General features: G+C 55.1%; 7 protein-coding genes. 3 read left to right on the top strand and 4 right to left on the bottom strand.

Translation table 11 applies throughout. The features are described from left to right. Positions 1-563 precede the first annotated feature (563 nt). The 3 genes from HDF08_RS20450 to HDF08_RS20440 all read right to left on the bottom strand — a co-directional run bounded on the left by HDF08_RS20450 (position 564) and on the right by HDF08_RS20440 (position 8,210). The gene (locus HDF08_RS20450; RefSeq protein ID WP_179640490.1) at positions 564-4,058 is read right to left on the bottom strand and encodes a TonB-dependent receptor; all 3,495 of its coding nucleotides are present in this window, start codon (positions 4,056-4,058) and stop codon (positions 564-566) included. A gap of 609 nt (positions 4,059-4,667) precedes the next feature. Next, positions 4,668-5,348, bottom strand: coding sequence for a Fe2+-dependent dioxygenase (locus HDF08_RS20445; RefSeq protein ID WP_179640489.1), 681 nt, complete (start codon positions 5,346-5,348; stop codon positions 4,668-4,670). 195 nt (positions 5,349-5,543) lie between these two features. Next, positions 5,544-8,210 carry a TonB-dependent siderophore receptor gene (locus HDF08_RS20440; RefSeq protein ID WP_179640488.1) on the bottom strand — a complete coding sequence of 889 codons (2,667 nt, stop codon included), beginning with the start codon at positions 8,208-8,210 and terminating at the stop codon, positions 5,544-5,546. Positions 8,211-8,898: 688 nt separating this feature from the next. Here HDF08_RS20440 and gyrA point away from each other — a divergent pair. Together gyrA and HDF08_RS20430 are read left to right on the top strand one after the other, a co-directional pair. Continuing rightward, a complete protein-coding gene (gyrA, locus tag HDF08_RS20435) occupies positions 8,899-11,802 on the top strand; it encodes a DNA gyrase subunit A (protein ID WP_179640487.1) in 2,904 nt (967 codons plus the stop codon). Between the two features lie 261 nt (positions 11,803-12,063). Then, positions 12,064-14,343: an NACHT domain-containing protein gene (locus HDF08_RS20430; protein ID WP_179640486.1), complete on the top strand. Its 2,280-nt coding sequence runs from the start codon at positions 12,064-12,066 to the stop codon at positions 14,341-14,343. Between the two features lie 151 nt (positions 14,344-14,494). Here HDF08_RS20430 and HDF08_RS20425 read toward each other — a convergent pair whose 3' ends face one another. Continuing rightward, complete coding sequence (locus HDF08_RS20425; protein ID WP_257031307.1) at positions 14,495-15,082, bottom strand: hypothetical protein; 588 nt, start codon at positions 15,080-15,082, stop codon at positions 14,495-14,497. A gap of 376 nt (positions 15,083-15,458) precedes the next feature. Between HDF08_RS20425 and HDF08_RS20420 the strand changes: the two genes are divergently transcribed. After that, the gene (locus tag HDF08_RS20420; protein ID WP_179640485.1) at positions 15,459-15,716 is read left to right on the top strand and encodes a DUF3606 domain-containing protein; all 258 of its coding nucleotides are present in this window, start codon (positions 15,459-15,461) and stop codon (positions 15,714-15,716) included. Positions 15,717-15,876 lie beyond the last annotated feature (160 nt).

Here is a 15,876-nt window from a genome sequence, read left to right as displayed (position 1 = left end):
AGTTTTGGAAAGAAGGTCTAAATTCTGTAAATTACACCGAAAAGATGTTTATGAGATTGAAGATCTGAGATTTTGGGATCTGGTCAACTTTTATAGCAATTGGAGCGCCTATCGGCGATGCGCTCTGGGACGCTGGTCCGCCAGGCTTCCGATCGTTAGCACGGCTGAAGCTCGTGCGGCACGTTGCTGTCTTTTTATGCTGTCTATATATAGAGAGAGCTCGCGCGGAATCTACATCTCGTCCCGGCGGGGCAGCAGATTGTGATAGATGCAGTTCGGTCCCACTGCTGCGGAGTGTCGGGCCGGGAACAGATCGATGGATGGCGGAGAGTTGGGTGATTCGCCGGCGGAGCATTGGCGAGCCAAATCGTCTTTGTTTTAGTTCATTGAATAGGTAGCCGATGTTTCCGACCCCCGTTTCGGAGTGGTTCAGCATCTCCACCAAGAAAATAGCCCGGTCTCAGCATTTCGCCGGAACCGGGCTTTTGATGTTAAACCATGACTTGCTGCATTGATCGGGGCGAGCCGCAATTAGCGGGCCACCCTGATCGATGCGCTTGCCTTTAGAAGGTATAGTGCAGTTGCAGACGAATAGTCCTTGCTGATTGGAACAGGTACGGCTTCCCGTACTGGCTGTTGATGGTGACATTGTCAGTCGTCAGGAGAGACTTGTAGTCATAGGGACGCATATAGGCTGCATATGCTGACTGCCCCACGGCGTGATAGAAGTTCTGACCATTCGGCGTGATGAAGCTTGGCGTATAGTTCGTGTCGATCTGCGAGTTGTACGCCGTTACCGCACGTTGGTTCAGAACGTTCGAGAACGTCGCATCAAAGCTCAACGCCTGAGCCTCTTTGATGTGGTAGGTGTGTTTGAAGTTCAGGTCGGACTGCGTGTAGGCAGGCGTCCGGCGGGAGTAGGCATTCCCCGTAGTAATGGCTCCCGACGTTGGATCCTGCGCAACATCAACCCACTTCCCGCGGCCTTCGATGAACGTTGGGAACCCGCCGGGGAAGGCGTATCCCACATCCAAGTAGCTGGTCACGGGAGATCCCTGATAGAGGACCTGGAAGATTCCAATGTCGGTTGTGTTGCGGTGAAGCCATCCGCTTCCGCCCCAAGGCAGGTCATAGTAGGCATATCCTTTGGCAACATTCGGGCGATCGGTCTGCAGCGGGCCGCTGGAAGAAACTCCGTGCGAACTCCACTGAAAGAATGGCTCGTCAAACGATCGGCTGTTGTTCGGGGCATTACGGCCGCCACCACCATCACCCACATCGCTGCTCGTAAGGCCCGAGTAGTTTCCACGCAGGTTGCTGTAGGTGTACGAGAACATCCCGAACCAGTGCTGGCTGATGCTTTTGGTCAAACGGAACTCCACACCGTCATAGCTTCTGGCGGCTGGAATCGTACCGTTAGGCGCGCAACCATCCCCGGAGCAAGGTGGTGGCGGAACGCCATAAAGGAAGTTATAGAAGCTGTTGAACGTCGCATCAACACCCTGCCCAGGATTGACGACCACGAACGTCTCACCCCCGGTAGCTGCGTTGAACAGGGCCGAGTCCTCGATCACGTGATCCAGGCGCCGGCGATCCCAACGCACCTCCAAAGCAAGACTATTGCGAAGCTGGTAGTCAACCCCGAATGCCGACTCATGCTGCTTGTAAGGCTTCAGCCCAGGAGCGGTTCCCTCTTCCGTCACAGTACACGTGGAGCAGGTCGTCGGGTTCGCGCGGAAGTTTTGGTTCTCCAGGAACGTGAACCCGGAAGGCGGAGCTCCACCGGTAACCAGCGCGGGTCCCCCAGCCGTCGGGCAATATCGACCCGAGGCATCCGGAGTTACACTCAGCGCCGTGTAGTCAGGATTGCTCATCGCGTAGGCGCAATTGTTCCAGTAAGCGCCGCCGAAGGAGCTGATCGCCAGGTTCAACTTCATAACGTCGTTAAAGACGCCATACTCGCCGAACACCTTCATCTTCCCATCTTTGAACACATCCCACGCCGCACCAATGCGCGGAGCGAGCTTGTCGCCCCAACCAAAGTTGATCGGATGACTGATTCCGCCCACTGGCTGGTTCTCAGCCGGCAGGAACTCCTTCTCAAGCCGAATGCCTCCGCTGACCGTGAGACCGTGCCCAATCTGCCACGCATCCTGCGCAAAGAAAGCATGGTTCACGCTGGTCGCTTTACCACCAGTACCCGCATCCTGAATCGTCTCGTAACCGTACTGACCTTGGCAGCCGGTCAAACTGCCGTCGGAACCATAAGCCCCATACTGCGGACCGTTAGCAGCGACCAGAGCAGCGCATGCAGTGCTCCCCTGGGTGCCCCCGAAGGAGTACGGCTGACCCGGCCAAACCTGGACGAACGGAGCGTTGAAACCCTGGAAGATATCGTTGGACTCACGATTCAACTGATAGCCGAACTTGAAACTGTGTGACCCACCCCAACCGCTCTTGAACCATGCAAACGCCTGGTCGAACTGCGTATGCTTCTCCGCATTGTGGTGGGTGAAGTTAGTCGAATAAGCTTGCGACTGAAAGCCCAACGTCTGCTGTAGACCTGTCGGCAAAGGGTTTCCGTTCACATCCACCGCACCGCTCGCCGGCGTACCCGCGGCTTCAAAGTAGTAGACATTTCCACCTGTTGGATACCCAAAATCGTGATAGTTCTGGAAGAAATATCCAAAGCGAGTCGTGGACACCAGGCTCTTATTGATCGTGTAATCACCGCCAAAGTTTGTAGTGATATTTGGCGCCGCGTACCCCAGCGAGTGCGCGTAGGCGCTTGGATCATTCGCCGAACTTACATTGAAGAGCCCGTTGACCGAATCAGCAAACGGTAAAGACTCTCCCGCCTGCCGCTGTCCCTGATAAAGCCACGAAGCAAATACCCGTAGTCTTTGTGTCACCGTCGCGTCCACTCGAGCAGTCGTGTAATACGTCTGCGTATTCTGGCTGAACGGCAGAGTCTCTCCAGAGAAGTTCACCTTGCGCCCTACATTGCGAAACTCAGGATTGAACGACGCGAAGAAGAAGACGCGATCTCGCCAGATCGGTCCGCCAACCGTGAAGCCGGGAGAGAAATCGTAAATCCTGTCCTTTTTCGGTTGGTATTGCTGATACCCGGCATCCAGGATCGCTCCATTGGCAAGCGTAGTAGTGGAAGAGGTTGGATCGTACCGGGAGGAAGCCACCGGCGAGCCGTCCATCGCGCTGTTCTCAAACAGCAGCAACACCGACCCATGCCAGTTATTGCTGCCCTTCTTCATGATCACGTTCACCGTGCCGCCAAGCGAGCCGCGATACTCGGACTCTACACCTGAGGTCTTCACCTGCATCTCTTGGATGAAGTCAAAAGGCACATTCGTGTGCGAGTAACCTCCGATGACGTCGCCTGTCTCCTGCCCTTCCACCAGGTAGGAGTTCTCCGAGTCAGCGCCACCCGCGACCGAATAACCAACCGAGCCGCCGTTGCTGCCGTTGCCCGGCGACGTGCCGCCAGTTCCATTGCCAGATACGGTATTGCCCTGCAAAGGCTCGTTGCGGGCCGATGGCGCAAACTGAATCACCGACTGAAACGAACGTCCATGCGGAACATCCGCAATCGCGTCAGACGTGATGTTCGTCTGTGTCGTCGTCGATGTGACATCGATCACGGGTGCCGTCGAACTTACTTCAACGATGGTGTTTTCACCACCCGCCGACAGAGTCAGGTCGAGGTTCGGAAGGTGACCCACTTCAATCACCAGCCCGTCGCGCTTCAGCTCGCTGAAGCCTTTAAACATCACCGTTACGACGTAGGTGCCCGGAGGCAGGTTGGTAAACCGGTAGTTACCGTGGCTATCGGTCTGGGTAGTTTTGCCGCCTGCAAGAGAGGGCGTTGAAACCGAGACGACTGCACCTGCGATGACTGCGCCAGAGGCGTCTTTGACCGTTCCCTGCAGGCCGCCGGTTGTTTCCTGAGCGTAAGCAATTGGAGAAATGGAGGTGAGAGAACCAATGGCACAGAAAAAGAGTGCCGCCAGAAGCGTGCCAAACAGCCTGGTTGATCGCATGAAAACGGATTAGCACGTTGGGGGCCAACGCATCGAAGCTGGAATCGATTTTCACCAAGTATTGACCGGCTCTCATTTACGAGGAACACCCGTCAAGACTCAGGCCAAGTCGGCTACAAAAAACAAAATCAATGAGCCGCATCAGCTAATTCACCAAGGTCTCAAATAATTGCTCGGCCATAGACGTAATGAGTTTCATGAAAGTTTCGGCAAGGAAATTTATTTTGACAGATCGACTAACGTTCCCCCGAATCTGTCCAATTTGAGAGCTGTTTTTTGCCTTTTGAAGACAACCCGGCGGAAAACGCTAAAAAATATAGAAATGCTAGTCCACAATCCCAAAAACAGTATTCCCTGACGCCTGCGAGAGTCGTTTTATGACGCAATCATCTGTTCGACCTTCGCCTGATATACAGGTACGCAAGAGTTCGAACATAGTTCCGAAGAATTTTAAATTACCTGCGCGGCCTATCAGATTCTTGAGATCGGCTTTGGGCCTGTGCCGACGCATCGCCTGTGCCGACGCTTGGCCTGCGTCTCCTGCCAGAATCGCTCGCGTCTCTATAAGACGTATTGAATAAGACTGTTGGATCTCATCGGGTGGGATATCTACATCTCGGCCCAGCGGCGCAATAGGTTGTGATAGACCCCGGTCAAGGGCACGGCCGCTGAGTTACCGGGAGTCTCGACTGCCAGGCGCTGGATGGCGGTGTCGAGGTCGTAGAGGAGAGTTCTGTCGGCGTCGCTGCGAATCATGCTCTGTATCCAGAAGAAGGAGGCGACGCGCGCCCCCCGGGTGACGGGGGTGACACGGTGCAGGCTGGTCGCGGGATAGAGGACCATGTGGCCGGCGGGAAGTTTGACGGAGTGAACGCCGTAGGTGTCCTCGACGGAGAGGTCGCCGCCGTCGTACTCCTCGGGGCTGGAGAGAAAGAGCGTTGCGGAGATGTCTGTTCTGATGCGCTGTCCGGTGGAGGCGTTGGCGCGAATGGCGGTGTCGACGTGGGTGCCGAAGTGGCCACCGCCGGTGTAGCGATTGAACATCGGGGGAAAGACACGCAGGGGAAGGGCTGCCGACATGAAGAGCGGCGACCGGGCCAGGGCTGTGAGAACCCTCTCGCCTAACTTGATGGATGTGGGATGGCCCTCGGGGAGTTGGAGGTTTTCTTTTACGCCCTGAGCCTGGTAGCCGGCTGTGACCTTGCCGTCGACCCAGTCGGCTGCGTCGAGCGCCGCTCTTGCCTGCATTACTTCAGTTGCGCTCAACACATCGGGAATCGTAATCAGCATGGTGTTGCTCCTTCGGATTAATAAATCTTCAAACACTGTCCTGCCGGACAGGCCCACTGCGCTTGCCACCCCACGAACGAAGACCTGTTCGTGGGGGCCCCGATTCGGGCGATCACTTCGTGATGGGTATACCGCTTCGCGTGGTCCTCCCGTTGGTCGGATTCGACTTCTCTTCCCGACCGACAGGATAGTTTCTTAGAACTTGAAGTTGATGCCGATCTGCGCGTTGGCTCCTGCGCCTGGAATCAGGTGGCTGGGATGGGGGAGATCGATGTAGTAGCGATTGAGGACGTTGTTGACGTTGGCCTGCAGCTCAAGGCGATCGGTCAAGGGGCGTCGCACCATTGCGTTGAAGATCCAGTAGCCGGGGACCTGCTTCATCTCGGTTGCGAGTACCTGGTAGTGAACGGCGGGGGCGCCGCTTGCGGTGAGGTAGCTGATGGGGCCGGAGTAGGCGGTCGGGACATAGGGGACGGTGGAGCTGGCGGTGCGGCTGGCTACGTAGTTTCCGCCTAATCCAACGTTCAGCCGCAGCGGCAGGCGATGGGTCACAAAGAGATTGAAGGTCTGCTTGGGTACGTTGGCCAGCGGGAATCCGACGGAGGTTGGGAAGAACTTTGAGAAGATGACTTCGCTATCGAGATAGGCGTACCCGGCGACGATATCCATTCCCTCGGGCAGCCTTCCGACCAGAGAGAACTGCACGCCCTTCACAAGCTGATTTCCCGCTGCAACGATGTTGTTGGAGTTTGTGGGGTCGGTCTCGCGGGCGTTGTCCTTCTCGGTTCTGAACCAAGAGCCTTCGGCCAGGAGCCGCTCGTTGAGGAAGCTCCACTTTGCGCCGACCTCGTAGGTTTCGTTTTCCTCGGGGGCTGCTGAACTGTTCGCGAGGCCGATGCTCAAGCTCAACGATTCGGCTGCGGGGTTGAAGCTGGTGCCGTAGTCGAAGTAGACGCTTCCGCGGCTCGACGGCTTGTAGACGAAGGCTGCGCGGTAGCTTGGCTGCTCGTCGATGCGGCTGATGGGAGGAACTGGCGCAGTTACGGTTCCGCCTGCGGGAGGAGTGGGTTGGTACAAATTGTAACCAGTATCGAACCTATCCCATCGGACGCCGCCGCTCGCTTCGAACAGACGTCCGAGCTTTATGGTGTCGACAAAGTAGAGTCCGACACTTTCTGCTTTGGTATGCACGATTGAGGTGATGTAACCGGTGCCTCCGAAGGGCTGCTGGGCATTTGGATCGATCAGAGTCGCTGTGGGCACGGTGTTTATCTTGTTGATGGTGTAGCTGGTTCTAATGGGGTTCGAGACCTCCTGACCGCCCTCTACTCCAGCTACCAGGGCATGCTTTATGCCGAGGGTTTTGAAGTGTGCCGTGACCTCGGTCTGGTCCCATAGATCGCCTTCGACGCTTTTGACCTGGATCTGATTTCGGTTGACGATGATCTTGCTCGGATCGCTTGCGGCGGTATAGGCGCAGGGCAGAGCTGTGTTCACGGCGGAGGTAGGCAACGACGATACGAATCCACCAACGGGCACGCTGGCCGGAGCGTTGGAGCAGATCTGCGGCTCGGTGATCTGCGCCTGACGGGGATAGTTGGCGGCACGTGCGATGGTATGCAGATTCAGGTTGGGCGAAAATTCGTGCTCGGCCTTGAACGTCAAAATATCGTCGTTCGTCTTGAGGTAGTTTTCATCGGGGAAGCCGTAGTAGCTATGCCGAATGGACCCGGGTGCGACTGCGTTGTTGAACCACGGCAACCCGTAGTCCGGCGTGTCATTCTCGGTCATGTGCAGGTAGCTCAGGGTCGCGCGGGTCTTCGTGTTCAGTCCGATTGAGACTGAGGGCGCGATGCCGAATCTTCTAATCTCGGCGTAGTCCCGGCCAGCGACTCCGCCCTCCTGCCCCATAACGTTGACACGATAGGCCGTGCCACCCAGCACATCGAGCTCCGGCTTGTTGATGTCCGCCGTGATCCTGCGCGTCTTGTCGGTGCCGAACTGCGTCTGCACGTTCACGAACTGCTGCACTCCCGGAACTTTGCTCTCCTGGTTGATGACGCCGCCGGTTGAACCTCGTCCGAACTGGATGCCTGCGGGACCCTCCAGTGCCTCTACCTGCTCGTAGTTGAACGAGTCGCGGTAGTAGCTTCCGAAGTCGCGAATGCCGTCGAGAAAGATATCGTTGCGTGCGGTGAAGCCACGGATGGTCAGATTGTCTCCCTGTGCACCTGCCTCGCCCGCCGCCAGGCTGATACCTGGTACGTTGCGCAGAGCGTCGCGCAGAGTGGAGACGCCCTCCTCCTTGAGCACGAACTGCGGCACCACGCTGACGCTCTGCGGCGTGTCGATCAAGGGCTCGGTGAACTTCGAGAGTGAGACCGCATTCGTAACCGAATCAGTTACAGAGATAGTATCCTTCGCCTGAACGCCGACAAGCATCGTCGTGGCATCATCCACACGGTAGTTCAGGCCCGTTCCTTCCAGCAGCAGGCGCAGCGCCTCATCTTCGCGATAGAGCCCCATGACGCCCTGCGAGTTGAACCCGGCCACCGTTCCGGCCGGCAGCACGATCTTCACGGTCAAGCCGGTCACTCTCTCAAACGCCTTGACCGCAGCATCGAGCGGGCCTGCGGGAATGTCGAACTTCTTCAGCGGCAACGTCGCTTCGGCCGTTCCACTGGTTGCCGGATCTGTCTTCTCGACCGAGGCTATCGTTTCGATTGAGGCCATCGCCGTCTTCGTGCCACCCATCGCCGCATAAGCCGCGAGCGTTCCTGCCGCGATCCATCCGCGACTCCCACCAATTCCTGCCCGGCTCTTTCTCTTCCCTGATATTGTCTTACGCGTCGACTGCTTCATTTCGTATCTCCGATTACAGCTCCGTGCTCGTGAGGGCGATCGCGTTCTCTGTCCTTGAGAACAGCGTCGATCTTCACTTCTCCCTGTCAGATCGAAGGCTGAGGGCAAAAACAGGCGCACCTCACCGTCGACCGCTAATCCTCAAAAATCCCGGCGATGACGTGATCTCCGGAGAAGTCTTGAGGGGCCTACTGATATGTCATGGAGTTTCGAGCCGAAGTAGAACGATCCGCAGATCGAACCTTATAATGTAGAGAACCTGCAGTCACTCGGCTGTAGCTTCCAGGTCCTCGCGGTCTCGGCCAAGAGATACTCCGCGGGGATCTGGCCAAACACTCCAACTCCCAATCAAGCTGTGAATCCAGTGCTGAACTGCGATGACTTGAATATACGACGTGATAAGTCCGATATCAAGTTAATAGGCGACAAATTTAGTCTTAGATCGTTTAAATTTGTCGCTGAGCTCTACTTGGCCGCTTAATGCTGAGTCGCTAGCCCGCGAAAAGATCGCTATCTATATTGTGCGAAGTTCCTCCAAGGAGCTGCCCTATTTTGTCCCTCCTAATTCTGTTTCCGCCCTTGATTCCTCCTAAGTCCCGCCTTTTCTTCACCACATTCTGGCTTAGGAAAAACCGCATGCTCTGGCGGCTTTACCCCACCAAATCAAGCATTTATCATAGGAATACACATGGCTGACGATTTGTTTCCGCAAGACCCTAAAAATCCCAACGCACCCTCCCCGCAGGACGCGAACTCCAACAACCCTCCCCCCGCAGGATCTCCTCCGGACGGCTCGACCGTTCAGGGCCGCGGCGCTGCGTTTATGCTCTCCATCAATATTGAAGAGGAGATGCGGAGGTCGTACCTCGACTACTCCATGTCGGTCATCGTCGGGCGCGCTTTGCCGGACGTCCGCGACGGCTTGAAGCCTGTTCACCGGCGCATCCTCTACGGCATGCAGGAGATGGGCCTTCAGTTCAACAAGAAGTACACCAAGTCCGCCAAGGTTGTGGGGCACGTGATGGGTAACTACCATCCCCACGGCGACTCGGCGATCTACGACACCATGGTCCGGCTCGCTCAGCCATTCTCTCTGCGCTATCTGTTAGTAGATGGTCAGGGAAACTTCGGCTCGGTCGATGGCGACTCCGCTGCTGCGATGCGTTACACAGAGTCGCGCCTCACCCGCCTCGCTGGGGAGATGCTCGCGGACATTGACTACGACACGGTCGACTTCTCTCCTAACTACGATGAGTCGTCGCTTGAGCCTACCGTGCTCCCGGCTAGGGTTCCGAACCTTATCGTCAACGGCAGCTCCGGCATCGCCGTCGGCATGGCAACGAACATTCCGCCGCACAACCTGACCGAGATCGTGAACGCCTGTATCTCGCTGCTGCAGAAGTCTCCGCAGGATCATCGACCTGATCTGGATCTGGTGCTCGAGCATGTCCTCGGACCGGACTTTCCGACTGGCGGCTATCTCTTCGGCAAGACCAATATTCCCCAGGCTTATCGGACTGGACGCGGGCGATTCATGATGCGCGCCAAGTGCAGCATTGAAAACATCTCCGGTGGGCGTCAGGCGATCATCGTTACGGAGATTCCTTATCAGGTCAACAAGTCGAAGCTTATCGAGCGCATCGCAGAGCTGGTTAATGAGGGCGTCATCACTGACATTGCACGCGATGAGTTTCGCGATGAGTCGGATCGTGATGGAATGCGGATCGTCATCGGGCTGAAACGTGGAGCTGAGAGCCAGATTGTGCTGAATCAGTTGCACAAACACACGCAGATGCAGGAGTCGTTCTCGATGATCTTCCTGGCCGTCCACAACGGACAGCCGAAGGAGCTTCCGCTTGACCAAGCCATTCGGGCGTTCCTTGATCACCGAACGGAGGTGGTTCGTCGACGGACTGCGTTCCTGCTTACGAAGGCGCGCGACCGTGAACATACTCTGCTTGGTTACCAGATTGCGCTCGATCATCTGGACAACGTCATCAAGATTATTCGTCAGTCTTCGAGCCGCGCTGATGCTCGCGAGAATCTGTTCTCTTACTTCTCCAATAAGCGCATCAACTTGCGTGGTACAGAGCTGCGCGGCGTCACACTTGACCCGGCGAAGTACGGCGTCGATATGACGTTCAGCACGACAGGGACTCTGATTCTCTCTTACAAGCAGATCGACGCGATCCTTGAACTGCAACTGTATCGCCTTACGCAGCTCTCTATCGATGAGCTGCTGAAGGAGCTTGCAGAGGTTCGCGATAACATCACGGAGTTCGAATCGATTCTGGCTTCGCCGGCGAAGTTGCGTAAGGTGATCGTCAAGGAACTTACCGAGATTCGCGATAAGTATGGTGATGCGCGGCGTACGCAGATCATCGACGAGACGGCGGAGCTGCAGCTTGAAGATCTGATTACGGATGAGCAGGTCGCGGTTACGGTTTCGAACACGGGATACCTGAAGCGGACGCCTATCTCTATCTATCGGCAGCAGCGGCGTGGCGGTACCGGGCGGCTTGGCATGAAGACTCGCGAAGAAGATTTTGTCGCGCAGCTCATCATCGATTCGACTCATGCGTATCTGCTTTGCTTCACCAATACAGGCCGTGTTTATTGGCTTAAAGTGTATGAGGTTCCCGATGTTGGTGCGGCCGGCAAGGGCAAAGCGATGGCTTCGCTGGTAGCGCTGCAGCCTGGGGAGAAGGTGGTTACGATTCTTCCGGTGAAGGATCTTGAGGAAGAGAACAAGTACATCCTGTTTGCGACGCGCAACGGAACGGTGAAGAAGACGGCGCTGAAGGACTTCTCGAATGTGATGGCGCGTGGGATTATCGCTATCAATATTGAGAAGGATGATGAGCTGATCATTGCGCGGATCACGGATGGGCAGCAGGTGATCTTTATCGCTACGCATGATGGGATGGCTATCCGCTTCAATGAGCAGGACTTACGCCCGATGGGGCGGCCGGCTACGGGAAATCGCGGGATTACGCTGAAGAAGGGCGACTATGTAATTGGGGCGGCGGTGACGCCTTCGAACGAGGCGCGCAACCGGCAACGGCTGGAACGCGCTGCACAGAAAGGGCTTACGGACCAAGTGGAGGCGGCGATTGACGAGGCTACGGAGTCGTCTGAGGCGCAGCCGCTGGAACTTGCTGAGCCTGGGGAACTTGCGGCACCGGTGGCTTCGGCTGAGGTTGCGGCAAAGCTTGAAAAGCTGGATAAACAGCTGGGTTTGACGCCTTGCCTGGTGCTTACGGTGAGTGAGAACGGGTTCGGCAAGCGGACCGATGTTGACCAATATCGCCTGCAATCTCGTGGTGGTAAAGGGGTTATCAACATGAAGACAACTCCCAAGATTGGCAAGGTTACCAGCATTCAGTTGGTGGATGACACGACGGAGATGATGGTGATCAGCCAGTTTGGGAAGATCATTCGCATTGATACGAAGAGTGTTAGGGCCGCTGGGCGTAGTACGCAGGGGGTGAAGCTGCTGGACCTGGAGGATCAGGACAAGGTGGCCGCCGCTGTTGTGATACCTCCCGAAGAGGCGAAGACGCTGCCTGAAGAAGGCACTTTGTTGCAGTAGTTTTTTTCTGACGTGGTGACGCCCGTTTTTGCTGGGGTTTTTGGCAAAAACGGGCGTTTCTACGTGGTGTTTTGGTGGTGTGATCGTGGTGGATTGCGTGGTGGCCGTGGTGTTTTAGCAGTCACTTTTTGGGGCTCGAAAAATGCGCCACGTTTTACGACTTTATTTGCAGGTTTCCCGTTTTGGGAATTGTGGGAGAGATATGGTTGCGCTGGCGATCATCATCTTCGGTGCTTTTGGAAGCTATAGTAGTTCATGTCGATGAGCTCAATGACCGGTCCACAATTTGAAGATGAGGTTCGTCGAATAGCGCGTGCTAGATGGTCTTCTGCTGCATTTGATGGGGCAGCAATAGTTGACGGGCGCGAACGAGACGGGATATTTGTTACGGATGAGATGGTGCATGCGATTGAATGCACCGTCCTCCGTACGAAAGCTAAGGCAGAAGAAGACTGTAAAAAACTGGCAAAGCTAGTTAAGAGCCTGCGAAGTCAATATGCAACTAGGGGTGTCAAAGGATGGTTCGTCACAGCTGACGAACCAACTGCGGATCAACGCGAGGCGGCTCGACCGTTCAATCCCGACGTGCAGGCATGCTCTTTTCAACAGTTCTGTGCGCCCTTGGTGGATTATCGCGAATATTTTTCTCTGCGATCTAAATATCGTTTTGGAAGCGCAAGCGATCCGCAGACAGGCAGTATTGATCTGAGTCACGAACCCTACGTCGCAGTTGATTTATTCGATATCAATAACTCCCAGCGAAACTCTTTCTTTGACCTTGCTCAATCTATGAGGAACTCCGCAACGAGAACGTTGCTTTTGGGGGACTTTGGCGCTGGCAAGAGTATGACTCTCAGAGAGATTTTCACTAGCGCGAGCAAAGGGTACGAAAAACGCGAGTTTGCACGTTTTCCGATCCACCTAAACCTCCGTGAACATCAGGGTCAAACATCCGTTCAAGAGTCACTTGAGCGTCATGCGCGATCTATCGGATTTCCAAATCCGAGCCAACTTGTGAGGGCGTGGAGAGGGGGATTTGCGGATATATTGCTCGATGGCTTCGATGAAATTGCTTCTTCTGGATGGGCCGGTTTCAATAAAAAATTGAAAGATATTCGCTATTCAAATGTCGCTCTCATTAGAAATTTTGTTCGCGAGACGCCGTTCAATAGTTCTATTCTTATAGCCGGCCGCCGCCATTATTTCGATTCTATGTCGGAATTACGCGCTAGCCTCGGAACCGGCCTCCAGTTTAAAGAGACCGCAATCGCGGAGTTTACCGCCGAGCAAGCTGCGGAATTTTTGAGTAGACGAAGGCTTTCTGGGAAAATTCCGGATTGGCTACCTTCGCGCCCACTTCTATTAAGCTATCTGATGTCTTGGAATGTTTTGCAAGATGACTTGGTTCAACTTGCCGAAGCTCCTGGATGGGATTATCTGCTTCATCGCATTTGCGAACGTGAAGCTCAATTGGACATCGGCCTCGACGGTTCGACTATCCGTGAACTAATCGAGCGCCTAGCGACTATCGCTCGAACGACCGGAGATGGCTTGGGTCCCTTTACGCGCGATGATCTTGCGCAAGCGTTTACGCAGGTTTGTGAATATGCACCTCAATTAGGCTCTGATATCGCACTTCTTAGACTCCCGGGCATTGGCAATCCGTCTGCGGACGATGGCACACGAAGCTTTATAGATCAAGATCTGGCTGACACAGCTCGAGCAGGGGATGTCGCGCGTTTCATCATAGATCCCTTTGATGGCTCCAATTCGCAGGTGCTTACCGTACAAGGTGGTCTCGGAGATATTGGCGCTGCTGTCGCTGCACTAGTCCTGAAGGACATGGACATTCGGAGCGGTTCGCTCCGCACTGCGCTTGAAAAAGTTAGAACCTCAGCGCTGGCCGAAAACGGATGCTTGGGCCCCGACATCTTCAAGGTTGCGCAGTTGATGGGTACGGCGCTTGACGGCCAACCGGTGCACATTAGCTCGGCTTATTGCGATGAAATACAGCTTTCAAATGACGATCCTGATATGAGTAGCGTTCTCTTTCGCGATTGCGTGATTCAATCTCTAACAATCGAATCGGAAACAAGTGATAAAAATATTCCTACTTTCAAAAATTGCTTAATAGGTTTTCTGCAGGGTAGAGCGTCCGCTAAAGATCTCCCATCTGATCGCTTCGACGGTTGTGCTATTGAGGAGTATTCGGCTTGGGCAAGTACAACTAGTGGATTTATGCATCTAGATGTACCGCCTGGATTGCGAGTACTGCTGAGCATTCTGAAGAAGCTTTTTCTGCAAGCTGGAAGCGGGCGACAATCATCTTCTCTATTTCGAGGAATTGATCAGCGCGCGAGACATTACGTCCCGCAGGTCCTACAACTGCTAGCGTTTGAAGGGCTCGCAAATGAACTGAATATTGCTGGTAAGTCGATCTGGGTGCCCATTCGGAAGGAGAGCAGCCGAGCGAGATCAATACTTGCATCACCGAATACAAGTACTGACGTCCTTGTCATCAAGTGCAAAGTATTGGTTTAGTTCTAACGACGTAGTTCTGCTCTAGGTGCTAACTTGGGATAATCCTATGGGAGATACAAGTGCGCTGCGCTGCGCAGCGCATCGTCAATGGCACGCGGCACTTGTTCTCGAAGCCCGCTACGTTGCGGTAAAAGGAGCCAAGAACTCGCGGTTAGGTTGCGGGCACCAGCGCTATGTCGTCGCCGACGAAGGCGTGGAGGGATTGGCCTTGTTTGATTTCGACGTTTTTGCCGTGTTTGATGAGGCCGATGGGTCCGAAGAGTACGGTTAGGACTACGGCGCCAGTGGTTCCGCTTTCGCCTTCTTTACCTTTTGTGCCGCGCAGCTTAATCTTGGTGTCGCCTGCCTTGAGGTAGTTGAGGCGGATGCTCAGGTCGCCGGCCTTGCCCATCATTCCTGACTTCTCGGCTTTGGTGACTTCGCCGATGGCCTTGTCTCCTGCCTTTGCGACGACGATGTTTCCTACCTTCAGGTCATCGACGAGGGTCAACGTTACTGGGTCGCCTTCGGATGCGGTCTTCGAGCTGAGATCCTGCGCGAACTGGAGATTTACGTCTGTGCCATCACGCAGCATGTACCTGCCTGAGGCGTCCGGGGCGTTTGGGTTGGCGGCTACGGCAGCGGCTGGGAGTGGTGCGGGAGCGGGTGGATTGGTGACAGCTTGTTGCGCGGATTGTGCGAAGGCGGGATTGCCGAATCCAGAGAGAACCAACAGGAGGGAAGCAAGGAGAGAACGCATTTTTTTTCGTACGACCTAGTCTCAACAAAGTTTTGAAGTCAGGTCGAACGGTACGCTGTCTCCGTGTGCAAGACAAGAGGCAAGTTGCTGATTTGCAACGAAAGTCGCAGAGGATCCGCCTCAGGTGGGCGTGCCTCGCTGGTTCCGCATCTAACGAGAGGAACGAGCTAAAAGAACGAGCTAACGGGGAATGGATTTATGTCGCATCCCAAAAATACAACAGCCGGATGACCGTGAATAAAGACAGATACGGGGATCGTTCCCCGTTCGACTTCGCTCAGGGTCAGGATGACGACCTTCAAGAATTAGTTCCTGGGGCCGATGAGTTTCAGGGTTTGAATTTTTAGTTGCTAAACGCGAAAAGAGGAGTGAATTGATGTCTCATCCAGATCCGGCACGGCCGCATGAACACGAAGAAGTTGAGAAGTCCAAAGCTCGCACGCCTCACGCGGAGCATGTTGAGCCAGAGAAGGGTCCGCATGACCCGAAGGAGATCAATCCGAAGATGTCGTCCGATATTCACTACTGGGCGAAGGAGTTTGGGGTGACGGGGGACGCGCTGCATGAGGCGATTCGCGTGCATGGGACGCATGTGGATAAGGTTCGTGCTGCGCTGCAACATCACAAGAGCTAACCGGTCGTCACAACAAGAGCTAACCGGTTATCGCAACAAGAGCTAACCGGTCATCACAAGCTGACCGACACAGCTGACCGACACAAAGATGCCTGCTTTCGTGATTGCTGCGTTGCTCACGAAGAGCGGGCATTGCTTTGTTACTTTGAGTTGTCGCACT

The sequence above is a fragment of the Tunturiibacter empetritectus genome, assembly GCF_013410875.1.
GTDB classification, from domain to species: Bacteria; Acidobacteriota; Terriglobia; order Terriglobales; family Acidobacteriaceae; genus Edaphobacter; species Edaphobacter empetritectus.
The sequence above is the reverse complement of the archived record's forward strand: the minus strand, read 5'-3'. Positions and strand labels throughout refer to the sequence as shown.

Excerpts from the sequence above, each read along its gene's own strand:
- gyrA (WP_179640487.1), top strand. The coding sequence starts at position 8,899 with ATGGCTGACGATTTGTTTCCGCAAGACCCTAAAAATCCCAACGCACCC.
- HDF08_RS20445 (WP_179640489.1), bottom strand. The coding sequence starts at position 5,348 with ATGCTGATTACGATTCCCGATGTGTTGAGCGCAACTGAAGTAATGCAG.
- HDF08_RS20430 (WP_179640486.1), top strand. The coding sequence starts at position 12,064 with ATGAGCTCAATGACCGGTCCACAATTTGAAGATGAGGTTCGTCGAATA.
- HDF08_RS20425 (WP_257031307.1), bottom strand. The coding sequence starts at position 15,082 with ATGCGTTCTCTCCTTGCTTCCCTCCTGTTGGTTCTCTCTGGATTCGGC.
- HDF08_RS20450 (WP_179640490.1), bottom strand. The coding sequence starts at position 4,058 with ATGCGATCAACCAGGCTGTTTGGCACGCTTCTGGCGGCACTCTTTTTC.
- HDF08_RS20440 (WP_179640488.1), bottom strand. The coding sequence starts at position 8,210 with ATGAAGCAGTCGACGCGTAAGACAATATCAGGGAAGAGAAAGAGCCGG.
- HDF08_RS20420 (WP_179640485.1), top strand. The coding sequence starts at position 15,459 with ATGTCTCATCCAGATCCGGCACGGCCGCATGAACACGAAGAAGTTGAG.